The following is a 23,404-nucleotide window of genomic DNA, read 5'->3' as shown; positions in this document are numbered from 1 at the left end:
CTGAGTTAGTGAGGATGTCAATGCCAGCCGTGAAAAACCAAGTGAAGCGCGAGGCTGATCTGAAAGGCAAGTTAAAGGAAGTTTTCGGGTACGGTCAGTTCCGGGGCGTCCAGGAAGACATTATTCAAAATGTTATTGCCGGCCACAATACCTTCGTGATTATGCCCACGGGGGCCGGCAAAAGCCTGTGCTATCAGCTGCCCGCCCTGGTGCTGCCCGGCACGGCCATCGTCATTTCGCCGCTGATTGCCCTGATGAAAAATCAGGTCGACCAGCTCAACGCCTTCGGCGTCAACGCGCAGTTCCTGAACTCCACGTTGAGCAAGTCGGAGATGAACAAGGTGAAGCGCGACGTTATCAGCGGCGAGGTAAAGCTGCTCTACGTGGCCCCCGAAAGCCTAACCAAGGACGAAACCATCGAGTTTCTGAACAAGGCCACCATCTCCTTCGTGGCTATTGACGAGGCCCACTGCATTTCGGAGTGGGGCCACGACTTCCGGCCCGAGTACCGCAAAATCCGCAGCATCATCGACGGGCTGGGCGCGCAGATACCAATTATTGCCCTCACGGCCACGGCCACGCCCAAGGTGCAGCAGGACATCCAGAAAAACCTGCAAATGGACGATGCGTCGGTGTTCAAGACCTCGTTCAACCGCACCAACCTCTACTACGAAGTCCGGCCCAAGCACAACACCAAAAAGCAGCTGATTCAGTACGTGAAGCTGCGCAAAGGCCAGGCCGGCATTGTATACTGCCTGAGCCGCAAGAAGGTAGAGGAAATTGCCGAGCTGCTGCGCGTCAACGACGTGCGCGCCCTGCCCTACCACGCCGGCCTCGACCCGCAGGTGCGCATGGCCAACCAGGACGCTTTTCTGAATGAAGAGTGCGACGTGATTGTGGCCACTATTGCCTTCGGCATGGGCATCGACAAGCCCGACGTGCGCTTCGTGATTCACTACGACACGCCCAAGAGCATTGAGGGCTACTACCAGGAAACCGGCCGCGGCGGCCGCGACGGCCTGGAAGGGGACTGCCTGATGTTCTACAGCTACGACGACATCGTGAAGCTGGAGAAGTTCAACAAGGACAAGCCCGTAACGGAGCGCGACAACTCCAAGCTGCTCTTGCAGGAAATGGCCAACTACGCCGACTCGGCCGTGTGCCGGCGCAAGCAGCTGCTGCACTACTTCGGCGAGACGTTTGAGCGGGACTGTGGCTTCTGCGACAACTGCAAGCACCCCAAAGAGCGGTTTGAGGCCAAAAACGAAGTGCTGCTGGCCCTGAAAGCCGTGGTGCAGACCGAGGAGCGGTTCGGTCTGGACCACATCGGCACGGTGCTCATGGGCATGAACAACCCGCACGTGGAAAGCTACGGCCACGACAAGCTGCCCATCTACGGCCAGGGCAAAGAGCATGACGCGCAGTTCTGGCACTCGCTGCTGCGCCAGAGCCTGCTCAATGGCCTGTTGGAGAAAGACATTGAAAACTTCGGGGTCGTCAAAATCACGCCCAAGGGCCTCGACTTCATTGAAAATCCGCATTCCATCAAGCTCACCGAGGACCACAACTACGAGGAAGAGGTGAAAGAAGAACAGGAACAGGAAGAAGTGCAGCAGGCCGCCGGCCACGACGAGGCCTTGTTTGACATGCTCAAGGCCCTGCGCAAGAAAATAGCCCAGCAGAAAGGCCTGCCGCCCTACGTGCTGTTTCAGGACCCCAGCCTGAAGGAAATGGCTACCACCTTCCCCACCAAGCTGGAAGACCTGGCCCACGTGGCCGGCGTGGGCCAGGGCAAAGCCCAGAAGTTCGGGGCGCCTTTCCTGGAGCTGATCAAGAAGTACGTGGAGGAAAACGACATTATGACGGCCGCCGACGTGGTGGTGAAATCGGCCGTCAACAAGTCGAAAATCAAGATTTACATCATTCAGCAGATCGACAAGAAGATGGACCTGGAGGAAATTGCTTCCTCTAAAGGCATCGACATGCGGGAGCTGATAGAGGAAATCGAGCACATCTGCTACTCCGGCACCAAGCTCAACCTCGACTACTACATCAACGGCGTGCTGGACCAGGAACGCCAGGACGAAATCTACGACTACTTCATGTCGGCCAGCACCGACAACATTGCCGTGGCCCTGAAGGAGCTGGGCACCGACGACTACACCGAGGAAGACCTGCGCCTGATGCGCATCAAGTTCCTGAGTGAAGTGGCGAATTAGAATCGCAGATTAAGGCTGATTGGTATGATTTCGCTGGTTTTTGGTCAGCTGTGGGCTACTCATAGCAATGTCGCGCCGGTGGGAATGGTCCCTAGGCAAATGTTATAAACTTCAGTACACATTGAAACTCTCTTACTTCTCTCTCTCGATTGCTACTGTCTGCTTTTTATCTGCCTGTGGGAAAGACGACTCCCCACCCACCGTACTTCTTTCCGGTGAAGTACGGCTGATGGATGAGTTCGGCCGGGCAGTAGCTGATCGAAGCGGGATAAAAGTATCTTCCGCTACGGGAAGCACCGAGACGAATCAGAGCGGTTACTACGAAGTAAAAGCCCAAGCCGGCAGTCAAACCATTATGTTTGAGAAGGCATTCTTAGGCACATATAAACTCCTTGATCATCCGGTTAAGAAAGCTGAGAAGCTGCCTACCGTCACCGTGGGCACACGTAACTTGCGCGGCGTACAAAGTATTGTCGTTTCGCTTGGTAATGACGCCGTGTACATACGCGGTTTGATGGGAGATATCACCCCGATCGGCTTGCCACCGCGCAAGCACCGCTTGTTCTTCAATAATGGCCCCGTGTCTTCAACCAGTTATTCCTTAACTACCGTAGGGGAGACGAACGTCAGCGACGACCAATTCTTTGATGTTATTACCTTCGACCAGCTCCGGTCGGCCGGCCTGTTACCGGGCACCCCTCTTCAGGTCACAGCCTATGGCGACAACATCTACGCCGATACATACACGGATCCGGTGAGCAAGAAGGTAGTATATCCTGCCCTTTCCACCTCCGGCTCCAATTTCGCTTCGTTCACCTATTGAGACTTCCAAGCCCGCTGCACTGGGCGTTATAGAATTCTGTTTTTACCAAAGCCGCCCCACCAGGGGCGGCTTTGGTGTTTGAAACGGGAGCCGCAAGTTGGTGCGGCGGTGGACTTGCAGTTGCCCGTTTCCTGCTGTTATTTTCCATTCATGGGCGGACGCGGATTTTTGTATTGCGTGTTGATTGCGCTGCTGATTTGCGGGTGCATGACGGCAACTACGGGCGCGGCCTGGCCCCTGCGCGACGTGCCAGCAGTGGGCACGGGCGCCGTTATGACCGTAATACTGGGCGGGACGTTGGGGCTGGCGCTGCTGCTGGTGCCGCCCGTGTTCGGGCTGATTTACCGCCACGACCGGCCGGTGTTCCAGCAGATGATGCAGCCGCGCTACGGCGTATCCGTCCGGCGACCCGCACCGCCGCCTTACACCTGGCGCATGCTGCGGCAGTTGGCCCAGTGGCTACTGGGTCTGGGGCTGCTGGCCGAAGCAGCGGTGCGCCTGTGGCCGGGGCCGGTGGCAGGCTGGCCGCCGGGGCTGCTGGCTGGGCTGGGAGCTTTTATAAGCGGGTGCGCGCTGGCGGGCGTTGGGTTTTACCTGTACCTGCGGGATGGTAGCCACTGACCTTGTCAGGTATGGCTGCGAAGCGCCACCGTACGGCTACCTTGCGTAGAAAGCGTACTGTTCACCTAGCCTTTCGTTATGCCTTCTACTTCTTCCCTCCCCACCGACCCGCGCCGGCCTCTGAAAACTGTGCTGTACTCGGCGTATTTCGTGCTGGCGCTGGGCTATCTGCTGTACAGCTCCTTCACCAAAACCGGCCTGTGCGGCTGGCTGATTGACCTGCAAATCCGCTGGTTTGGCTCGGCCTCCGAGCGGGTGACGCTAATCCTCGCCACCTTGCTGCTCCTGCTGCCCCTGCTGCTGTTTGTCTCCCGCTTCGACCGCCGCGGGCTGGCTGCCGCCGCGCCGCCCGCCGTGGGCCCCGATGGCCGCCCCCGCGCCGGGGCCAGCTTCCGCACGCTGGCCTGGATAGCGGCCGTGCCGGCGCTGCTGGCCGTGCCGGCGTACTTCTGGCTGAGCCACCAAGCCACGGCCAACGCCCAGGAGCCCGTGCATCAGCTCGACTTCATCAACCAGCCCACCGCTCCGGTACCGGCCCGTGCTAAGTTTGCGGTGCTGCACGCCGTATTTCAGGCCGAGTACCAGTACGTGCTGGAAGAAACGCGCTACGGCAAGGTGGCCCGCACCAACCGCTACGTGCCGCTCACGGGTCCCGAGTGGCGCCCCGGCCAGCCGGTGCGCATCGTCTACGACACCTCCACTGGCGTGTACTTCGACGAGAAAAACCAGCAGACGTTCGTGTACGACCAAACCTCGGCCTTTCCGGGCACCTTCACCGGCGAGCTGCACGTGGGTACGCTGCCCACCGTGGCCCGCACCGCCTTCGAGCAGCAGGGCCTGCGCCTGGCCGAGCCCGTGTACGTGCTGGAAAATCAATACTTTACCAACGGCCGGCCCATGGACACCGATGCCGGTACGTATCACCTGGTGCTGTGGCTGGGACTCATCTTTAGCGCCGCCATTTTGCTGGGAGGCGGCATCGGGCTGGCTATCCGGCGCCGGCGGGGCTTGGCCTGAGGTTGCTGTGGCTTGCTTTTAGCGTAACGGTAGCCGTTGTAGAGACGCAACATCTTGCGTCTCGTCGCTGAACGACACCGCCTGAGCATCCATCTTTCTAGCGGCACCAACGACGAGACGCAAGATGTTGCGTCTCTACACTGCTTCCCGCTTCACGAAGTTGGGGCGGCGGGTGGTTTTCAGGTTGATGCGGTGGATGTACTCGCCCACAATGCCCAGGCCCAGCAGTATCAGCCCCACTCCGAAGCCGATGGAAATTATCAAGGACGGAAAACCCAGCAGGAAGTCGTTGTACACCAGCTTGCGCACCAGCACATAGACCGAGTACGAGCTAGTGAGCAGAAACACGGCCACCGACGTGAAGGTGAGCAGCCGGATGGGCAGGTTGGAGAAGGTGACGAAGATGTTGACGGAATACGCCACCAGCTTACCGACGGTGTAGCCGCTACGGCCGGCGGCCCGCGGCTGGTGCTCCACCGGGGCACTGGCCACGTGCGTCGTCACCCAGGTCAGGTAGCCGTCGAGGAAGGTGTAGGAGTTGCGCATGTCGAGGCAGCTCCGGGCTGTGTCGGCTTTCAGGAGGCGGAAGGCGGAGTAGTCGGGGTGCAGGTCGGGGATGCCGGCGCGCAGCAGGCGGCGCATGGCCCCGGACGTAACGTTGCGGAAGCGGGAGTGCCGCAGCATGCCGGGCCGGCCGTACACCACATCAAAATTGCCTTCGCGCTGGCGCCGGATGAGCTGCTCGATGTCGGCGGGGCGGTGCTGCAAGTCCTCGTCCATGGTCACGATGAAACGTCCCCGCGCCTCCCCAAACCCGCACAGCAGGGCGTTGTGTTGCCCAAAGTTGCGGGTCAGGTGCACGGCCCGTACCAGCTCCGGCCCCAGCTCCGCGCGAAGCTCCTGGATAACCTGCCAGGAGTTGTCGGGCCCGCAGTCGTAGACGAAGATGATTTCAAACGTGCGGCCCGTCGTCGTGAAAAACTCGACCAGCTGGGCCGTCAGGGGCCGCAACGTATCCTGGCCCAGGTACACGGGCACTACCACCGAGTAGTCGGGCGCGGAAGACGGGTGTGACATGCAGCAAGGTACGGGGGCAGCAGGGAAATTTTCTTTGGTTGGCGGACCAGAGCTGGCCTCAGCCGGCCAATCGGTTGGCTTTGCCAAGCCCCAAAGCTACAGCCACAGATGATACACGTGCTCTTCGTGCTCCAGCACAAACCCCTGGCGCTGGTACAGGCGGCAGGCCGGGTTGGCGGCCTGCGTGGTGAGCTGCACGGCCGCGTGGCCCCAGGCGGCAGCCCGGCAGCGGGCAGCTTCGATGAAAGCCGCCCCAATGCCACGTCCGCGCTGGGCGGCGTCCACGGCCATCAGCACCATTTCGGTGCAGTTATTTTTCTCGGCCAAGGTTAGAAACCCCTGCACAGGCTCACTGGGCTGGGGCTGATACACCAGCACCTCGCGGGCCAGCTCGCCGGCCAGGGAGCGGCGCAGCCATTCCCCGTACAGGCGCCGGTACACGTCGGGGCCAAAATGCGGGTCTACCTGAAAGCGGGAATACTCGCCGGCCTGGGCGGCCAGGGCCTGCAACGCGGGGCTGAAATCGGTAGTGGAAACGATGCCGGGCGGCAGCGTGGTCGTTTGGTCCGGGCGCACCGGCAGCCGCAGCCGAATCTTGCGGTCGGCCAGTATGGCTCCTGCTGCGGCAGCGGCGCGGGCCGAGGCAGCATCGGTGGGGGCCACAAACCAGTAGAGCAGCCGGTAGCCAGCCTGCCGGGCCTGGGCCAGCAGGTCTTCCAGCTGCGGCTGCGCCAGGGTGGAACCGTGCAGCCGGCCCACGCGAAACCCCAGGAAATCAGTGTCCCAGGACAAGGGCTGAATGGTAGCGGCGTGTTGCATACGGTGCAAATAACGCAAAAGCCCGCTGCGTAAGGGCAGCGGGCTTGTTATGGTGAAGCGCGAACTTTAGCTTCGCGTTACACCACTACAACTACCTTAGCAGTGCTCCTCAAACGCACCTTGTAGGTTGTTGACGATGCGCATCAGGTCGTTGCCTTCGATGTGGTAACGCTCAATCATGTGCACCAGCTCGCCGTCTTTGAACAGGGCAATGCAGGGGCTGCTGGGCGGATAGGGCAGCATATGCTCGCGGGCCTTGGCTACGGCTTCGGTTTCCATGCCAGCAAACACCGTGACGAGCTTGCTGGGCTTCTTCTCGGAGCTGGAAACGGCCATTTTCAGGGCCGGGCGGGCTTTGGCGGCGGCGCAGCCGCACACCGAGTTGACGGCCACCAGCACGGTGCCTTCCTGCTCGCTGAGCACGGCGTCTACTTCTTCGGGGGTCATGAGCTGCTCGAAACCGGCCTCAACGAGGTCCTGGCGAATCGGGGCTACCATGTATTCGGGATACGTGGCCATAGGTGAAAGCTAGGCGTTAGAATGAACAATCCGACGGCAAAGTGCCGGGCGGCCGGGCAAAATTACGCAACTGCCACCGCACCGCCGCAGTCGGCGTATAGAACCCCGCCGCGGACCAATTAGTTTACGCTGACTATAGCTGCCGACGGTAAGTCAGCGTCGTTAGTGCAGGCCGCCGTCGTTCCTCCGTTTTCCTAGCTTTCCAAGCCCTATGCTCTACGCCGACTTCCTCGCCTCCCAAACCCAGTCTGCGCCGCCGGCCGGCCTCTCGCCCCTACTGGAAGCCCTGTGGCACGCCGGCCGCGACGAGTGGCACCGCGCCCACGACATTGCCCAGGACAACGAGCACGACTCGCTGCACAACTGGCTGCACGCCTTTCTGCACCGCCAGGAAGGCGACGTCGGCAACGCCGCTTACTGGTACCGCCGCGCCGGCCGGCCGGTGTTCAACGGGTCGTTGCGCCGGGAGTGGGAGGAACTCGTGCGCACCCAGCTGCCGGGGTAAGCTACGCTGTTTAGGAAGCCTGTAGACCGTCCTGCTCCATCTGGCGTCCGCTTGCCGAAGCATCTCTACCGCTTCGTTGTAATGCTAGTTGATTACCCTCGGTAGAGATGCTTCGGTAAGCGGACGCCAGATGGAGCAGGACGGTCTACTGTGTTCGGAACGACCTAATACAGCTACGTTGCCTCCGCTTTTTATCGGTTAAAACAAAACGTCAAACTGACCATTGGTAATGCGGACCAGCTTGCCAGTGGCCTTGTCTTTAGCGGTATACTCGAACGTGCCGCCTGCCACGCGGGCCACGGTATCGAAGCGGGTAACCCTCACGGTGCCGGTATGCGTGGCATCGGTGTAGTACTGAACTGGATCAGGCAGATTATATGGATCATCATTTGGGGTAATTGGCCGGTATGACCGATACACACCATAGTTATTTAGAGGATAGGAATAAGGATTAGTATTCAGCGAGTACCCCAATGAGTACGTCCCTACTCCCTGCGTAGGAGTGGAGTAAATATCTAATTCATTGAATGAATCTTTTGCCTCGATGAAAAAGCCACCTGCACGATTTACACGCCTTGCTTTCAAGGCCGTTCTCGTTGTCAAAATAATGGGCGGAAGCTGAGGCGTGAGTGTTTTGCCATCAATCCGACACGAGAAAGTGTTCTTGCCTGAGGGTAGCGGAGTGACATGCTTCTTCTGACAGGCCACAACTGTGCAAAGCAGCGCCACGGCAAAACCGAGAGGTAATTTCATACGATAGAGCGGGTAGACGGTATGCCGTTACGCTGCGTGTGGTACAAGTGTGTGCAGATGTAGCAAAATACGCATTAACCAGAAAAGACAATTACGCAACATTTTACTTGTTCCCTATCTACGCTTCCCGCAAATAAAATTACATTTATCCCGCGCCACTGAAACTGGCGGCATGCTATGCGAAAGATGAGTTTTGTGTTGGTGGTCCTGTTCCTGGGAGCGGCGGCCGCCCACGCCCAAGTAGACACCGTGCGGGCCAGCACTCTCCCTCCCTCCCAGCTGGCCGAAAAGCTGTACAACAGCGGGGTGACGAAGTTCAACCAGAAAAGCTACCAGGCTGCCTTGCAGGATTTCAACAAGGCCCTGGCTGCCAAGCCCGACTTTGCCAAGGCCTACTACAACCGCGCCGCCGTGCGCTACGAGCTGAAGGAGTACCAACCGGCGGCGCAGGACTACGACCAGGCCATCAAGCTCGACCCCGCCACGTTCACGGCCTACTTCGGGCGGGCGCAGGTGCGCGAAGCCCTGAAGCAGCCCGCCGAGGCTGAGCAGGACTACGGCAAAGCTGCCGAGCTGAAGGCCGACTACGCCCCGGCCTGGTACTACCGCGGGGCTCTGCGCTTCGAGAAAGCCGATTACCAGGGCGCCAAGGCCGATTTCGACCAGGCCATCAAGGCCGACCCTGCCTACGCCTACGCCTGGCACGACCGGGGCAGCGCCCAGCGCCAGCTCGGCCACCTCACGGCCGCCGTTCAGGACTACACCCAGGCCCTGAAGCTGCAACCCGAGCTGCTGCCCGCCCTGCTGAACCGCGCCGCCACCCGCCGCCGCGCCGGCGACCTGAAAGGCGCCCTCCAGGACTACAACGACTACCTAGCCAAGAAGCAGGACAACGCCCTGGCCTACTCCAACCGCGGCACCGCCCGCTACGAGCAAGCCGACTACAAAGGCGCCGCCGAGGATTTCACCAAAGCCATTGAGCTAGACCCGGCCTACGCCTTTGCCTGGAACAACCGCGCCGCCGCCTGCCTCAAGCTGGAAGACTACAAGCGGGCCGAAGCCGACGCCACCAAAGCCATCGGCCTGAACGCGCAGTACGCCGAAGCCTACCTCAACCGCGGCCACGCCCGCGAAATGCTGCGCAACCCCGACGCCGCCTGCCAGGACTGGCGCAAAGCCGCCGAGCTGGGCCTGGAAGCCGGCACCACCCACGCCGCCAACTCCGGCTGCGGCGCCGAGTAGGAACGCAGGACTAGAAAGGATGGACGCACGCATAAGGAGAAACGTGATGCAGAGCGAAGCGAAGCATCTTGCGTGCGAGCTAACCCCAATCGTCTGGCACCCCCTCTCTTTTGGAGAGAAGGCCGGGGGGTGAGGTCCACGAAGCGCGCCAGATTCCTCCTGCGTCGGAATGACAAACAAGACATTACCATGTATAAATACCTACTCGCCTTTTTGCTGTTCTCCGCTACCACGGTGGCCGTGGCTCAGGATGTGGAGTTCAGCAAAGACCAGTTCGGCAATAACAAGGACGGGCTGAAAGCTGCCCTTAAGGAAATCAAGCTCGGCGACGAGTTCTACGACCTCGACCCGCCCCGCTACGAACAGGCCCTGCCGCACTACCTGGCCGCCCAGAAGTTCAACCCCAACAACTCCCAGCTCAACCTCAAAATCGGGAACTGCTACCTGCATTCGGGCTTTAAGCCGCGGGCCTTGGAGTACTTGCAGAAAGCCTATCAGCTCAACCCCGACGTGGACCCGCGCATTCATTACCTGCTGGGCCGGGGCCTGCACCTGAACGGCAAGTGGGACGAGGCCATAACCGAGTACAAGCGGGCCACACCGGCCACCGGCACCAAAAACACCGCCGGCTTCACCCAGGACATTCAGAAGAAAGTGCGGGAGTGCGAAAACGGCCGCCGGCTGGCCGCCAAGCCCACCCGCGTGTTCATCGACAACGCCGGACCAGGCGTGAACTCGCCCTACCCCGACTACGGCCCGGTTATCACGGCCGACGAGTCGGTGATTCTGTTTACCTCCCGGCGCGACAACTCCACCGGCGCCCAGAAGGACCCCGAAACCGGCGGCTTTTTCGAGGATGTGTACCAGAGCACCCGTACGGGCAAGGGCGAGTGGACGCCGGCCCGCAACCTGGGCGAGCCGGTAAACACCAGCGGCCACGATGCCACCGTGGGCCTCTCGCCCGACGGGCAGCGCATGATGGTGTACCTGGAAGACAACGGCGGCGACCTGCACGAGGCTGACCTGCGCGGGGCGGCCTGGCGTAAGCCGCAGCGCCTGGGCTCCCGCATCAACAGCCGCTCCCACGAGTCGTCGGCGGCCTACACGCCCGACGGTAAGAGCCTGTACTTTGTGAGCGACAAGCAGGAAATCAGCCTGGGCGGGCGCGACATCTTCAAGATTGAAATTGACGGCCGCGGGCCGGCCGTGAACCTGGGCCCGGCCATCAACACCCAGTACGGCGAGGAAGGCGTGTTTCTGCACCCCGACGGCAAAACCATGTACTTCTCGTCGGAAGGCCACAACTCCATGGGCGGCTACGACATCTTTAGGTCGGTGTACGAAAACGGCAAGTGGAGCACCCCGGAAAACCTGGGCTGGCCCATCAACACCCCCGACGACGACGTGTTCTTCGTGATTTCGGCCTCGGGGCGTCACGGCTACTACTCCTCGTTCCGCGACGACGGCCTGGGCTCCAAGGACATCTACCAGATTACCTTTCTGGGCCCCGAAAAAGCGCCCGTACTCAGCCAGGAAGACCAGCTGCTGGCTTCCCGCGCGCAGCCGGTGAAGGAAACCCTGCTGGCCCCGCCCGTGGCCATTGCCTCCACCCAGGTAACCATCCTGAAAGGCACCATCACGGACGAGAAAACCAAGCAGCCCCTGGAGGCTATTATCGACGTAGTGGACAACTCCCGCAACCAGACCATTGCCTCGTTCCGGGCTAACGCCCAGTCGGGCCGCTACCTGGTGTCGTTGCCTTCGGGCGTGAACTACGGCATTGTGGTGCGCCAGGAAGGCTACCTGTTCCACTCCGAAAACTTTGACCTGCCGGCCGGCGCGGCCTACTCGGAGGTGGTGAAGGACATTGCCCTCAAGAAGCTGGACGTGGGCGTGAAGGTGGTCTTGAACAACATCTTCTTCGACTTCGACAAGGCCACCCTGCGCAAGGAAAGCACCAACGAGCTGGAACGCCTGCAAAAGCTGCTGACCGAAACGCCCGACCTGCGCCTGGAAATTTCGGGCCACACCGACAACGTGGGCAACGACGCCTACAACAAGGACCTGAGCCAGCGCCGGGCCAAAGCCGTGGTGGACTACCTCGTGCAGAAAGGCATCGACAAGGGCCGCCTCACCTTTGCCGGCTACGGCGACACCCAGCCCGTAGCTTCCAACAGCTCCAAGCAGGGCCGCCAGCGCAACCGCCGCACCGAGTTCAAAGTGACCGGCAAGTAAGCTGCCCAAGAAATTTCCGCAGAACTCAGCGCCTTCCGCGGAAACTTCTGCGCCTTCTGCGGGCTAAAAAACGTCGGAACATTAAAATCCATCAAAGAAAATTGGCTTGTTAGGCGCGCCAGTCCGATGAAGCACCCCGCAAGCTGTAAATTACCTGGTGTGACGACTCGCCTTCTTCTGCTTCTGCTTTTCCTTAGCCGCGTGGTGGCCGCTCAGCCGCTGCCGGCCCGGCAGTACCTGAAGCAACTGGGTGCTGCCGAGGGTTTGCCGCAGCCTTTCATCTACGCCCTGGCCCAGGACCGCGCCGGCTACCTGTGGGTGGGCACGGCCGAGGGCCTGATGCGCTACGATGGCACCACATTCCAGCCGTTTACTTCCCGCGAGGGGCTGGCCGAAGACTTTGTTACCCAGCTGGCCGTGCATCCGCGCACGGGCCAGCTCTGGGTGGGCCACTACCGGGGGCACGTGTCGGTGAGCCAGGGCCGGCGGTTCGCGGCAGTAGAAGCCTCAAAATCCACCTTTCTGCGTCCGCGCCCCGGCCTGCCCGCCCCCGATACGGCCCGCCTCGGCCAGTTTCGGCGGCGCTACCGCCCGGCCCTGCCCGCGGGGGCCGTCCTCACCTGCCTGCTGCGCGACACCGAAGGCACGTACTGGGTGGGTACGGCCGGGCACGGCCTGTGGCGGCTCACCGATCCGCACGTCACGTATTTTGCCACCGCCGAGCGACTAACCGCCCTGGCCGGGCGCGGGGCTACCCTGGCCGCGGGCACTGCCACCGGCCAGCTGCTCCACCTGGAGTCCACGCCCACCAGCTTTCGGCTGAACTCCTGGCCCCAGCCCGCCCCGGCTCCCATCACTGCCCTGCTGCCCTCGGCCAAAACGCCGGGCTGGATTACCCTGGGCACCTCCACGCACGGCTTGCAGGGCCGGCCCCCGTTCAAGCCCTCCCTCTCCGACGAAGCCGGCCGGTGGGTTGTGGATACCGCTACTGTTTCCCGCCCGTTGCTGCCCGCTGCCTTGCACGTCATGGCCCTGGCCGAAGACTCGGCCGGGGGCCTGTGGGTGGGCACCCTGGCCGATGGGGCCTACTACCTGCCCGCACAGGGCCCGGCCATCCATTACACCACTGCCAATGGTCTGCTTCAGAACGATGTGTACGCCATCCTGCCCGACCGCCAAGGCCGCGTGTGGTTTGCCACCCACGGTACGGGCCTGGCCGTGCTCGAAGCGGGCCGCTTCCGGGTGCATCAGCTGGCGCCAGGCGGCGTGAATGCCACGGCCCTGGCCCAGGATGCCGCCGGCCGCATCTGGATTGGAACCGAAGGCGAAGGGGTGTACTGCTTTGTTAACGGCCGTTTCCGGCAGTTCACTTCCCTCACCACGGGCCTGGCCAGCAACTACTGCTACGGCCTGGTGCCCACGCCGGCCGGCCTGCTGGTGCAGCACCGCCACGCCCTGAGCCTGGGGCGGGGCTCCGTATTCGCCCCGCTCACCACCCCCAACAACCCCACGGTGCGCGACCTGCTGCCCAATTCTGCCGCCAGCATCACCGACTCGGTAGTGCTGCTGGCCGCCCGCCGGGGCCTGGTGCGGGTGCGGCTGCCCGCCCGCCTGCCCGCCGCCAGCGCCCCGGTTGTGCTGACGGCTGCCGAGGTAGATGGCACCCGCCAGCCGGCCACCTTGCCCAACCTGCCGCCGCAGCCGCACCACGTTACCTGGCTTTTTCGGGTGGCGAGCCTGGCCCCGGCCGGCGCCTGGCAGTACCAGTACCGCTTGCAGGGTTTTCAGGAGGAGTGGAGCTCCCCCACCACCGTGCCCGAGGCCGATTTTCCGCGCCTCGATGCGGGCCGCTACGTGCTGGAGGTGCGCGCCCGCCGGGGTGCCGAAAGCCGGTGGTCGGCGCCCACGGCGGCTTCGTTTACCATTGCCACGCCGTTTTGGCGCACGGGCTGGTTTGCGGGCATGACGGTGCTGCTGCTGGCTGGCCTGGGCTACGCGGCCACCTGGGCGCGCACAGCGGCCCTGCAACGCCAGAAGCTGCGGCTGGAAACCACCGTGAACGAGCGAACCGCCGAGCTGCGCCAGCAGAAGGCTGAAATTGAGCAGATAAACGCCGACCTGGTGGTGGCCCGCGACGCGGCCGAGGCGTCGCGCCGGGCCAAGTCGCAGTTCCTGGCCAACATGAGCCACGAGATTCGCACGCCCATGAACGCCGTCATCGGCCTGACCTACCTGCTGCGCAACACGCCGGTAGACGCTGAGCAGCGCGAGTATCTGGAGGCCATTCACTCTTCCTCCCACAACCTGCTGGTCATCCTCAACGACATCCTCGACTTCTCGAAGATGGAGGCCGGCAAGCTGACCCTGGAGCACACCGCCTTCCGCTTGTCGGAGCTGGTGGCGGGCGTAGTCCGCCTGTTTCAGTTCGCCGTCGATGCCAAAGGCCTGGTCCTGCATGCCACCCTGGCTCCCGACGTGCCCCCGGTTGTTTTCGGCGACCCGGTGCGCCTCAACCAAGTGCTCGTCAACCTGGTCGGCAACGCCGTGAAATTCACCAGCCACGGCAGCATTACGGTGCGTCTCGATGTGGTGCCGGGCGCCGGAGCCGGGGAGCCGGCCCGCCTACGCTGGGCCGTGCAGGACACCGGCATTGGCATTGCCCAGGCCAAGCTGGACGCTATTTTCGAGGATTTCTCCCAGGCCAACCCCAGCACCACCCGGCAGTTTGGGGGCACGGGCCTGGGGCTGAGCATTGCCCGCAATCTGGTGCTGCTGCACGGCGGGCAGCTGTGGGTAGAAAGCGAGGAGGGCCGCGGCTCCACGTTCTGGTTTGACATTCCCTGCCACCCCGCCGACGAAGCCCTCGTGCAGGCCCAGACTGCCGCAACGCTGGCGCCCTTTGAGCCGCCCCTGCGCGTGCTGGTGGCCGAAGACAACGAGCTGAACCAGCTGGTGGTGTGCAAAACCCTTGAAGCCTGGAACGTGCGCGTGACGCTGGCCGCCAACGGCCGCCTGGCCGTGGAAGCCGCCCAGCAGCACCCCTTCGACGCGGTACTGCTCGACGTGCAGATGCCGGAAATGGATGGCTACGAAGCCGCCCGCCAGCTGCGGGCCCTCTTTCCCAGTTCCGCTCAGCTGCCCCTCATCGGCCTCACTGCCTCCGCCCTGCCCGAAGACCGCGCCCTGGCCCTCGAAGCCGGCATGGACGACACCCTGGCCAAGCCCTTCGACCCGGCCGTGCTCTACGCCCGCCTCGCCCACTTCACCGGCCGCCCCACCGCTTCCGCCAAGCGGCCCGGCCTGCCGCCTCCCCCAAAACCCGCCGATCCGGCAACGACCCACGCAGCCCCCACCGTGTGCCCCGACTGGAGCCTGCTGGAAGAGCTGGCCGGCGGCAACGAGAGCTTTGTGCAGCAGATTGTGCGCACATTTCTGGCCCAGGCGCCCGAGCTGCTGCCGCAGCTGCTGGCAGCGGCCACGCCGGCCGAGCGGGCAGCCACCGCCCACAAGCTCAAAGGCCAGGTTGCCTATTTTGGGGTAGCGGAGCTGACCGCCCAGCTGGAGTGGGTGGAGCAGCAGGCCGCCGTGGCCGGCCCCGCCGAGCTGGCCGCCCGCCTCAACGATATTGCGCAGCTTCTGCACCAGCTGCAGCCTGCTCTGCACAGCCGCCTGCCTTCCCCTTCTCTACCCTAGGTTTTTTCCGCATTGCGTGTACCTTCGCTGGCATGGCCGAACCTACTGCTCCCCTGCGCTGCCTGATTGTGGACGATGACCCGTTGGCGCTGCAAATCGTCGAAAACTGCGTTGCCAACACCACCTTCCTGGTGCACGCCGGCAGCTGCGCCAGCGCCATTGCCGCAGCCGAAATTCTGCGCACCCAACCCATCGACGTCCTGTTTCTGGATGTAGAAATGCCGGCAATGTCGGGCCTGGATTTGCTGCGCACCTTGCAGAATCCGCCCCTGGTTATCCTCATTACCAGCAGCAAAAGCTACGCCGTGGAGGCCTTTAGCCACGACGTGCTCGACTACCTGGTGAAGCCCATCAGCTACGCCCGCTTCCTGACGGCCGCCCGGAAGGCTCTGGAAGCCGTGGAAAGCCGGGCCGTTGCCGGCGCCGATGCCATTGCCGCCCCGCCCAATGCCGAATTTACCTTCGTGAAGGTGGACAACCGGCTGGTGAAAGTTCCTTTCGAGGAAGTGCGCTACGTGGAAGCCCTCGGCGACTACGTGCACATTGTCATGGGCCAAAGCAAGCTTATCGTGTACACCACCATGCGCGCAGTCGAAGACAAGTTCCCGGCGGCCTTGTTTGTGCGCGTGCACCGCTCGTTCATCGTCAACCTGCGGCGGGTGCAAACCATCGAAGACAATACTATTGTCATCGACAACAAATACATTCCCATCGGGCAAACCTACCTGCGTGAAGTATTTCAGCGCCTGAATAAGTTCTAGCTTTTCCCCTGGCTGCTTCCCTTGGGTTGGCTTTGGGTGGCGTACGTGCGTTCCTTTCAGCCTCTCCATTGTCGGCTGCTAACGCTGCTTGCTGGAGCAGGCCCGGTGCAGACCCCGAAAGCCGGCAGTACCAGCAGCGCAACCTGACTGGCTCCGGCCTGGCCGCTCACCGCCAGGTTTTGCGGCAGCAGTTGGTAGGAAGAAATGGTTTTCTAGGCTACTCGCCGGCGGGCAGCTTGTTCGGCGGCAGCTTGCTCGGCTACTCGCTGGCGCAGGATGTCCAGCGTCAGCCGCCAGAGGTCTTCGTAGGGAATGATTTCGATTTCGCCGTACGCCTCGCCGGGCTGGGGCGCAGCCTGGAGCCGCTCCAGCAGCGGCTGGGCTTTCCGGGCGCAGGCATCGGGCTCGAAGTTTTCCTTTACGGTTGTGAGCAGCATCCGGAAGAACAGCTGGCTGCGCAGCGTGGCCGGGTCGCGGAGGTGGCGCTGCTCGTACTTGCGCAGGCCCTCCAGGCGCGCCAGCAGCCCCTCAATGTCGTGGCGCCGCAGGAAGTACAGAAACTGCAAAATCAGAATGGCCACGTTGTAGCCCTGTTTGTCGCGGCTATAGTCGGGCACGGTCTGCACAAATTGCGCGAAATGCCGCATCTTCAGCGGCGACTGATCCGGCCGGACAAACTGCAGGTACGCTTCGTACAGCTCCCACCGCTGCTGAGCGGCGGCCCGCTGCTTCAGAAAATACGGGTTCTTGTGGGCCTGCTGCAACAGCTCGTAGGCGCGGGCATACTGCCCGGCATGCACCGCCAGCAGAAAGTAGGTCTCCAGGAAGTAGAACCAGTTGCCGGAAGAGTGATGAAAATCCTTGAAGTATCCCTCGGCTAACTCTAGCCCCTGCGTCGCTTTGCGGCTGCGCAGGTGCGCGTACACGCTCATGTAGTTATTGAACCGCTTATCGAAACGCTTGGTATTCATTTTTCCTTTCTGCCAGGCTTGTTCGGCTTCGGCCGTAAGCTTGATAATGGCTTCATAGTTTCCCACCAACTCTTCCTTCGACAACCTGGTCCGGTATAGGAAATGGAAGGTGTTGTAGCTCTTTGCCTTTTTGTGAAGCTGCGCTAGCTGCTCCTCATAGATGGGTAGTTGGCTTAAGATATACTTCCGCCACCGGACCTTATGAATCGAAAACATCTTGATATCGGTGTAGATGCTTTCCGCTTCATCTTCCAGGAGTAACTGTTGTTGCAGGTCTGCCAACTGCTTGCTAATAGCCTTGTACTCTGCGGGCTTACGCATCTCGGCGTACTGATTATGCAGCAGACGCGCGCAGATAACAGCATACTGGGTAAGCTCGGCATCTATAGCTGTCTTCAGAGCCTTCCGGAACAACTTTTCGGCAAGCTTATATTCACCCTCCCCGCTTAAAATTTTTGCCTGATGCAGCAGGCCCAAGCACAGCTGCTCGTAGCGTTTTGAAACAATATGGCGTGGGTCGTTTTGATCTAGAAAATACAGGTGATTGAGCAGCTTGCGTTGCACCCGTGATTTTAACTGCCGAAAAGCAGTCTGAGAGGCAGCGTCGGATTTTCCGTATAATGCCTTTATAATTTTGGTAGGAGTCGCTAGCGGGTCCTGCTCCAGCAACCGCACCAGCTGTAAGTCTTTGTTATTGGCACGCGAGGTGAAATCCAGGAAAGGAAGAACTGCCAGACGCCGATCTGTCACAATTTTTACCAGTGTGGTTAGCTCTTCCATTCTAAATACGTGCTTTACGAGTTTCAGCGCCTGGGTCTTATCAAAGATAAGGGGCTAAAAAGCTTGTCACAAAAAGGGACATCCTATCCTTTTTGCAATTCCAGGTGCGTCCTTTATTTGTAAATGGCAACTTGTACCTTTTTTAGTTATATTATGTCACATTGATACCAGATTTGTCCTTGGCTATTTTAAAAATTTTATTTTAAATACTTAGTTATCAGAAAGATAAAATAATGTATCTAGTGACAACAACGAAAGAGTGACGCTTACATCACGTCACTTTTGCGAGCCTTCTTTCCTTTACGTAGGCTTGGCTGGAGTTCACCTTTGTGTCATTCAATCACCTGAACCACAAACAATTCCAAAGCCATGATCGAGCTCGTTACCATCGCCCTCCTGCAAATCGGCAGCCTGAATTTTACCCCCTCCACTGCGGTAGCCTCCGTAGCCCAAACTATCCACGCCGTAGAGCACGGCGGTTCGAGCGGCTGGGGCGACGGTCATGCGGTAAGCATTGAGCATGGCGGTTCCAGTGGCTGGGGTGATGGCCACATCACAGCAGTTGAGCACGGTGGTTCGAGCGGCTGGGGCGACGGGCACGTAGCAGCTATCGAACACGGCGGCTCTAGTGGGTGGGGCGATGGGCACCTTGCTTTCGAGCACGGCGGTTCGAGCGGCTGGGGCGACGGGCACGTAGCCAGTGTTGAGCATGGCGGTTCCAGTGGCTGGGGTGATGGGCACGTAGCTTTCGCACATGGCAATGGCTTGGGTGAGGGCCACATAGCAGCGAATGAGCATGGTGGCTCCAGTGGCTGGGGTGACGGCCACGCAATTGCTTAGTGCCAGAACATCCTATCCCAGGTAAACTGAAGCGGTAAATCGTGGTAACTTGCCCGGCCTAATACCCGTGCTGTTGCCCATTCATGAAGCTACTGTCTTCTGGTTTAACTGTAATGCTAGGGGCTGGTCTGGTTGCCTGCTCTCCAGCTTCCTCTTCCAAACCGGACGCTATCCGCATCCGCTGGGCCCGCGACCCTGCCAACCTCGACCCGCTCGTGGTGGACAACCTGAGTTCGTATACGGTGGCGAACCTGCTGCACTGCAGCTTGCTGAAGCCCAACGAAAAAAAGCTAATCAGTGTGCCCTGGCTGGCCGAGGCCTATCCCACCGTACGCTCACTCAATGACTCGCTAATGCTGGTGAGCTTCCGGCTGCGGCCCGAAGCCACCTGGGACAACGGCTCGCCCGTACTGGCCCGCGACGTAGCCTTCACGCTGAAGGTGATGAACTGCCCAGGCTTGCCCATCGAGCTGGATCAGGCGCAATATGGGTTTATTCGCGACATCGAGCTGGATGCTCAGGATCCGCGCCGGTTTACGCTGTTATGCGCGGGCAAGTCGTCGGAGTACGTACAGCAGTCGGGCGACTTTTCCATCCTTCCGGAATACGTGCTGGACCCGCAGGGGCAGTTGCGCCCGCTGACGATAGCGTCGATGCGCCGTCCGGGCGCGGCGGCAGGCGTAGTGGCCAGCTTCGCGCGCCGCTACCAGGCCCTGGAACTGGCCCGCCATCCGGAACGCCTGCCGGGCTGCGGCCCATATCAGCTACGCTCCTGGCAGCCGGGCCGCTACCTGACGTTGCAGCGCAAAACCACCTGGTGGGCCGACCGGCTACCAGCCGTGCCCCCGCAGCTACAGGCTGTGCCGCGCCGCATTACTTACCACGTGATTCCCGATGCGGCTACGGCCACGCTGGCCCTGCGGCGCGGCGAAATCGACTTGTACAGCATGATGCCCGCGGGCGAGTTTGTCCGCTTGCAGGAATCGGCCTCCGACCGCGCCCGGCTGCGCTTCTACACCACGCCTTCGTATGAATGCCTGATAGCCTCGTTTAACGTGCGCCAGCCCGTGCTGCGCGACCGGCTAACCCGGCAGGCCCTTTCTCAGCTATTTAATATTCCGGCCCTGATTCAGGCAGTGGAGCGCGGCACCGCCTACCCGACCGTAGGCTTGATCAGTCCAGCCATCAAGGCGTACTACAACGACAGCTTGCCGCTGCCACAGTACAGCCCCGCCCAGGCAGTTGAGTTGCTGCAGCAAGCTGGTTGGCAGCGGTTGCCCGCAGGCGGCTGGCAACGGCCGGTGGCAGGAGGGGCCCCGCGCCGCTTGCAGCTAAGCATCAGCTACCGTGCCGGCGAACCAAGCTTTGAAACCGTGGCCCTGCAGTTTCGGGCGGCGGCGGCGGCCATCGGTATTCGGGTAGAGCTACGCCCCCTAGAGGGCGCCCTGCTGAGCCAGCAGCTGCGGGCCGGCACCACCGACATAACGCTGCGCAACATTGCCGGCAGCCCCTTTTCGTATGACTTCACTTCCTTTCTGCATTCGGAAGGATTGGGAGTAGGCAATTTCACGGGCTACGCCACGCCGGCCAGCGACAAGCTAATTAAAGACATTGCGCAGGCTGAGCAGCCCGACCAGAAAGCCCGGCTACTGCGCCGGCTGCAACGGCTGCTGCACGAGGAAAAGCCACTGCTGGTACTATACTATATGCAATACCGGATTGCGGCGGCCAGCACCCTGGGCCCCATCCCGGTAATGGGGTTCAAACCGGGTTATGATGTGCAGCGCATTGGTGCGGTGCCGGCTGGCACTCCTTAACTGGCGCTTGGGCTATGCAGTGGTCTTCCGTTTTATATTCTTTGGGACGTACGCTGCTGCTGGCTTGGCTTGTTTTATCAGCTCTGTTTCTGCTAAGCCGCTCCGCAGCTGATCCAGCAGCCTTCGTTCAGCAAGCCCTGGAGTCGAGCAGCCGGGTGTTTTCGCCGGCCGAGCAGCAAGCAGCCACCCGGCAGCTCTTGCGCCGTTACGGCCTCGATGAGCCCGTGTTCTACGTAACGTTGCCGCCGCAGCCGCATGGCTTGCGGCCGGCGTGGCAGTGGCACGGCCTTCACAATCAGTACCACCGGTGGGTGGGTGGCCTTTTGCGCGGCGATTTGGGCTTTTCCTTCCGCGACGGCGCCCCCGTTGCGAAGTTGGTTGGCCGCTCGTTGCGCTATACGTTGCCCCTGACCGGCGCGGCCCTGGCGCTGAGCGTGGCCGCAGCCGTAGGTGGTTCCTTGCTGCTGAACTATCATCGAACCTGGCGGCCAACCCTGCTGGCGGTGCTACATGCCTTGCAAGCGCTGCCCTTATTTTTGGTGGCCCTGGGCCTGCTGCTACTGCTGGCTAACCCCGATGCCTTGTCCTGGTTCCCGGTCTTCGGACTGGATGCGGCCGAGCTGAGCGGGCCTTGGTGGGCTCAGGCCGGGCGGCAACTGCCGTACCTGGTTTTGCCGATTACCAGCTTAGTGCTGGTGAGTGCCCCCGCCCTGCTGGTGCAGCTGGATGGAGCCTTGCAACACGAGCTACGTGCCCCCTACATTGCCACGGCCCGTGCCAAAGGCGCCAGCCGGTGGGGGGTGCTGCGGCATCATGCCCTGCGCAACGCCCTGCTGCCCGGTATTACCCTGGCGGCGGCCCTGCTGCCCGAGGTGGTAGCCGGCTCGGTAGTGGTGGAAGTGCTGTTTGCCTTGCCCGGCATGGGCCGCCTGCTGGCCGAAGCCGCCGCCAGCCAAGATTACCCGGTGCTGCTGGGCGGCGTAACGCTGGTCGTAGTAGTACGCTTGCTGGCTCAGGCCCTGGCCGATATCCTGTACCAAGCCGCCGACCCCCGGGTCCGGATTCAGCCGTGAGCCGCCCGCGCCTGTCTTGGCCGGAATGGACAGCAGCAGGCTGGCTGCTGATGCTGGTGGTGGCCGCCGTGGCCGCGCCAAGCCAAGCTCCCTTTCCCAATTTGCTGCAAGCCAACCTGCCGCCGGGCCAGGCTCCCTTCTGGCTAGGTACTGATGCGCAAGGCCAGGGGCTAGGAACCTTGCTTCTGCTGGGAGCCCGCACCACGTTGCTGGTAAGCCTGCCGGCGGCCACGCTGGCGGTGCTGCTTGGGGCGGGGCTGGGCAGTGTAGCGGGGTTTTGGGGCAATGCCCACTGGCGGGTAACGCAAGCTTTTGTGCTGGCAGCCGCGGTAGTGGGAGCCGGAGCGGTGCTGGAGGCAGCTCAGCTACTGGCTCACCCGGTATGGCTGCTGCCGCTGCTGCTGCTAGGAACCACCATCTGGTATGGTGCCCGCCACTGGGCGTGGGGTCGCCGCCGCCGGGCTTTGCCCCTCGACCACGCTGTTCAAACGCTAATAACCCTGCTTGACTCCGTGCCCCTGCTGGTACTGGTGGTGGTGGTGGCCGCGCTGCAACGGCCTTCGGCGGCGGGGCTCGTATTGTTGCTGGCTGGCACCTGCTGGACTGCCCCTGCCCGGCTGATGCGGGCCGCTACTCTGCAGGTTCGGGCGCTGCCTTACGTGGAGGCAGCCCGGGCCGCCGGCCTGCCCGCCAGGCGCATCCTGCTGCGCCACGTGTGGCCGGCCACCTGGCCCGTGCAGATGGTGCGGTTTCCGCTTACTGTAGCCCTGCTTATTGGCCTGGAAACCACGCTTTCCTTTTTAGGTATTGGGCTGCCCCCGGAAATTCCCAGCTGGGGCCGTCTGTTGGCCGCCGTGCGCTTTAGCCCCGGTAGCTGGTGGCTGCTGCTGGGGCCCGGAGTTGCGTTGGGGGCCACCCTACTCAGCCTGCACACGCTCATGGCACGTAGCAAAAGCCAGAAATATTCTTTTGCTGATGTCACAAAACAAGCCTATTCTGACCAGGCATAACCTCGTCTTTAACCAGCATAGCAGCTTACTCTTCAGTTTTTTGTGTCGATAAGCTCAACTCGAACCCATTCCAAGCTTATTCTATCCTTACTAGATACAAGTCACAATTACGACGTTATTGTCCTTTACAGCACTTCTATTGTGCCCTACTATTGTAGTGTAGAACGGCACAGAGAAAGAAACTCAGTGCCTCTATCAGCTGACTTACCAGCTACCTGTAGGTATGGTTTCCCCGCTCCCAAAACAGCACCAAGAGCAGGTATTCCGTTCACTGCTACTGGATATAGCGGCTTACCAGGTTGCCAGTCGGGCGGCCGGTTTCTGGACTTCTGACGGAGAACTAGTGCCCTACTCGGTTGCCACCGCTGCTTTGCAGAATGGTACCGTGGTTCTGGTGGGTGAGCTATTGGTCGGGTCCATTTCGCTGCCTCTTGAAGGTAGCTAATATTTCAGAATTATTGGGTGTGAAGCACCTGCGTCTGCTTGCAGCGCGCTTTCTACCCTTCAGGTTGTTGCAATAGGTGTGTGAAAACCCCGCAAACATTGTTTGCGGGTTTTTTGCGTTTATAGGGGTAGGCTTCATCTGCAACAGGAGTCGCCGGGCCATACTTTCCGGCAGCTTTGGCAGT

Annotated in this window: 18 protein-coding genes; 12 read left to right on the top strand and 6 right to left on the bottom strand. The window is 61.4% G+C overall.

Translation table 11 applies throughout. The features are described from left to right. The first annotated feature begins 29 nt into the window (after positions 1–29). The 4 genes from recQ to OIS53_RS18940 all read left to right on the top strand — a co-directional run bounded on the left by recQ (position 30) and on the right by OIS53_RS18940 (position 4,680). Positions 30–2,219, top strand: a complete 2,190-nt coding sequence (gene recQ / locus OIS53_RS18955) for a DNA helicase RecQ (protein ID WP_264680147.1) — start codon at positions 30–32, stop codon at positions 2,217–2,219. Between the two features lie 121 nt (positions 2,220–2,340). Beyond that, the gene (locus OIS53_RS18950; protein ID WP_264680146.1) at positions 2,341–3,042 is read left to right on the top strand and encodes a hypothetical protein; all 702 of its coding nucleotides are present in this window, start codon (positions 2,341–2,343) and stop codon (positions 3,040–3,042) included. 207 nt (positions 3,043–3,249) lie between these two features. Next, entirely contained in the window at positions 3,250–3,663 is a 414-nt protein-coding gene (locus tag OIS53_RS18945) for a hypothetical protein (RefSeq protein WP_264680145.1), read from the top strand. Positions 3,664–3,741: 78 nt separating this feature from the next. After that, positions 3,742–4,680 (top strand): hypothetical protein, encoded by a 939-nt coding sequence (locus tag OIS53_RS18940; RefSeq protein WP_264680143.1) that lies wholly within the window; start codon positions 3,742–3,744, stop codon positions 4,678–4,680. Positions 4,681–4,815: 135 nt separating this feature from the next. Here the strand turns inward: OIS53_RS18940 and OIS53_RS18935 are convergent, their stop codons facing one another. The 3 genes from OIS53_RS18935 to OIS53_RS18925 all read right to left on the bottom strand — a co-directional run bounded on the left by OIS53_RS18935 (position 4,816) and on the right by OIS53_RS18925 (position 7,095). Continuing rightward, positions 4,816–5,757, bottom strand: a complete 942-nt coding sequence (locus OIS53_RS18935; RefSeq protein ID WP_264680142.1) for a glycosyltransferase family 2 protein — start codon at positions 5,755–5,757, stop codon at positions 4,816–4,818. Between the two features lie 96 nt (positions 5,758–5,853). Further along, the gene (locus OIS53_RS18930; protein ID WP_264680141.1) at positions 5,854–6,576 is read right to left on the bottom strand and encodes a GNAT family N-acetyltransferase; all 723 of its coding nucleotides are present in this window, start codon (positions 6,574–6,576) and stop codon (positions 5,854–5,856) included. A gap of 96 nt (positions 6,577–6,672) precedes the next feature. Further along, a complete protein-coding gene (locus tag OIS53_RS18925; RefSeq protein WP_264680140.1) occupies positions 6,673–7,095 on the bottom strand; it encodes a BrxA/BrxB family bacilliredoxin in 423 nt (140 codons plus the stop codon). A gap of 211 nt (positions 7,096–7,306) precedes the next feature. Between OIS53_RS18925 and OIS53_RS18920 the strand changes: the two genes are divergently transcribed. Further along, complete coding sequence (locus OIS53_RS18920) at positions 7,307–7,600, top strand: hypothetical protein (protein WP_264680139.1); 294 nt, start codon at positions 7,307–7,309, stop codon at positions 7,598–7,600. A gap of 198 nt (positions 7,601–7,798) precedes the next feature. Here OIS53_RS18920 and OIS53_RS18915 read toward each other — a convergent pair whose 3' ends face one another. Next, positions 7,799–8,353, bottom strand: coding sequence for a Riean_0653 family protein (locus tag OIS53_RS18915; protein WP_264680138.1), 555 nt, complete (start codon positions 8,351–8,353; stop codon positions 7,799–7,801). A 177-nt stretch (positions 8,354–8,530) separates the two neighbouring features. Here OIS53_RS18915 and OIS53_RS18910 point away from each other — a divergent pair, with 177 nt between their 5' ends. From OIS53_RS18910 to OIS53_RS18895, 4 genes are all read left to right on the top strand, one after another. Beyond that, positions 8,531–9,595 carry a tetratricopeptide repeat protein gene (locus OIS53_RS18910; protein ID WP_264680137.1) on the top strand — a complete coding sequence of 355 codons (1,065 nt, stop codon included), beginning with the start codon at positions 8,531–8,533 and terminating at the stop codon, positions 9,593–9,595. Positions 9,596–9,808: 213 nt separating this feature from the next. Next, positions 9,809–11,830, top strand: a complete 2,022-nt coding sequence (locus OIS53_RS18905) for an OmpA family protein (RefSeq protein WP_264680136.1) — start codon at positions 9,809–9,811, stop codon at positions 11,828–11,830. 159 nt (positions 11,831–11,989) lie between these two features. After that, positions 11,990–15,523 (top strand): hybrid sensor histidine kinase/response regulator, encoded by a 3,534-nt coding sequence (locus OIS53_RS18900; RefSeq protein WP_264680135.1) that lies wholly within the window; start codon positions 11,990–11,992, stop codon positions 15,521–15,523. Positions 15,524–15,555: 32 nt separating this feature from the next. Continuing rightward, complete coding sequence (locus OIS53_RS18895; protein ID WP_264680134.1) at positions 15,556–16,284, top strand: LytR/AlgR family response regulator transcription factor; 729 nt, start codon at positions 15,556–15,558, stop codon at positions 16,282–16,284. 212 nt (positions 16,285–16,496) lie between these two features. Here the strand turns inward: OIS53_RS18895 and OIS53_RS18890 are convergent, their stop codons facing one another. Continuing rightward, the gene (locus OIS53_RS18890; protein ID WP_264680133.1) at positions 16,497–17,576 is read right to left on the bottom strand and encodes a hypothetical protein; all 1,080 of its coding nucleotides are present in this window, start codon (positions 17,574–17,576) and stop codon (positions 16,497–16,499) included. 795 nt (positions 17,577–18,371) lie between these two features. Then, on the bottom strand, positions 18,372–18,833 hold the full coding sequence (locus OIS53_RS18885) for a hypothetical protein (protein ID WP_264680132.1): 462 nt from the start codon (positions 18,831–18,833) through the stop codon (positions 18,372–18,374). 125 nt (positions 18,834–18,958) lie between these two features. On the opposite strand from OIS53_RS18885, the gene OIS53_RS18880 reads away from it, so the two are divergent. From OIS53_RS18880 to OIS53_RS18870, 3 genes are read left to right on the top strand one after another with little or no spacing between them, the layout of a single operon-like run. Then, on the top strand, positions 18,959–20,692 hold the full coding sequence (locus OIS53_RS18880; protein ID WP_264680131.1) for an ABC transporter substrate-binding protein: 1,734 nt from the start codon (positions 18,959–18,961) through the stop codon (positions 20,690–20,692). Between the two features lie 41 nt (positions 20,693–20,733). After that, positions 20,734–21,765 carry an ABC transporter permease gene (locus tag OIS53_RS18875; RefSeq protein ID WP_264680130.1) on the top strand — a complete coding sequence of 344 codons (1,032 nt, stop codon included), beginning with the start codon at positions 20,734–20,736 and terminating at the stop codon, positions 21,763–21,765. Beyond that, a complete protein-coding gene (locus tag OIS53_RS18870; RefSeq protein ID WP_264680129.1) occupies positions 21,762–22,775 on the top strand; it encodes an ABC transporter permease in 1,014 nt (337 codons plus the stop codon). Before OIS53_RS18875 ends, OIS53_RS18870 begins: the two co-directional genes overlap by 4 nt. The last annotated feature ends 629 nt before the right edge of the window (positions 22,776–23,404 follow it).

The sequence above is a fragment of the Hymenobacter sp. YIM 151500-1 genome, assembly GCF_025979885.1.
Classification (GTDB): Bacteria; Bacteroidota; Bacteroidia; order Cytophagales; family Hymenobacteraceae; genus Hymenobacter.
The sequence above is the reverse complement of the archived record's forward strand: the minus strand, read 5'-3'. Positions and strand labels throughout refer to the sequence as shown.

Coding starts and splice junctions, on each gene's coding strand:
- OIS53_RS18945 (WP_264680145.1), top strand. CDS start 3,250: ATGACGGCAACTACGGGCGCGGCCTGGCCCCTGCGCGACGTGCCAGCA.
- OIS53_RS18940 (WP_264680143.1), top strand. CDS start 3,742: ATGCCTTCTACTTCTTCCCTCCCCACCGACCCGCGCCGGCCTCTGAAA.
- OIS53_RS18935 (WP_264680142.1), bottom strand. CDS start 5,757: ATGTCACACCCGTCTTCCGCGCCCGACTACTCGGTGGTAGTGCCCGTG.
- OIS53_RS18930 (WP_264680141.1), bottom strand. CDS start 6,576: ATGCAACACGCCGCTACCATTCAGCCCTTGTCCTGGGACACTGATTTC.
- OIS53_RS18925 (WP_264680140.1), bottom strand. CDS start 7,095: ATGGCCACGTATCCCGAATACATGGTAGCCCCGATTCGCCAGGACCTC.
- OIS53_RS18920 (WP_264680139.1), top strand. CDS start 7,307: ATGCTCTACGCCGACTTCCTCGCCTCCCAAACCCAGTCTGCGCCGCCG.
- OIS53_RS18915 (WP_264680138.1), bottom strand. CDS start 8,353: ATGAAATTACCTCTCGGTTTTGCCGTGGCGCTGCTTTGCACAGTTGTG.
- OIS53_RS18910 (WP_264680137.1), top strand. CDS start 8,531: ATGCGAAAGATGAGTTTTGTGTTGGTGGTCCTGTTCCTGGGAGCGGCG.
- OIS53_RS18895 (WP_264680134.1), top strand. CDS start 15,556: ATGGCCGAACCTACTGCTCCCCTGCGCTGCCTGATTGTGGACGATGAC.
- OIS53_RS18890 (WP_264680133.1), bottom strand. CDS start 17,576: ATGCGTAAGCCCGCAGAGTACAAGGCTATTAGCAAGCAGTTGGCAGAC.
- OIS53_RS18885 (WP_264680132.1), bottom strand. CDS start 18,833: ATGCTCATTCGCTGCTATGTGGCCCTCACCCAAGCCATTGCCATGTGC.
- OIS53_RS18880 (WP_264680131.1), top strand. CDS start 18,959: ATGAAGCTACTGTCTTCTGGTTTAACTGTAATGCTAGGGGCTGGTCTG.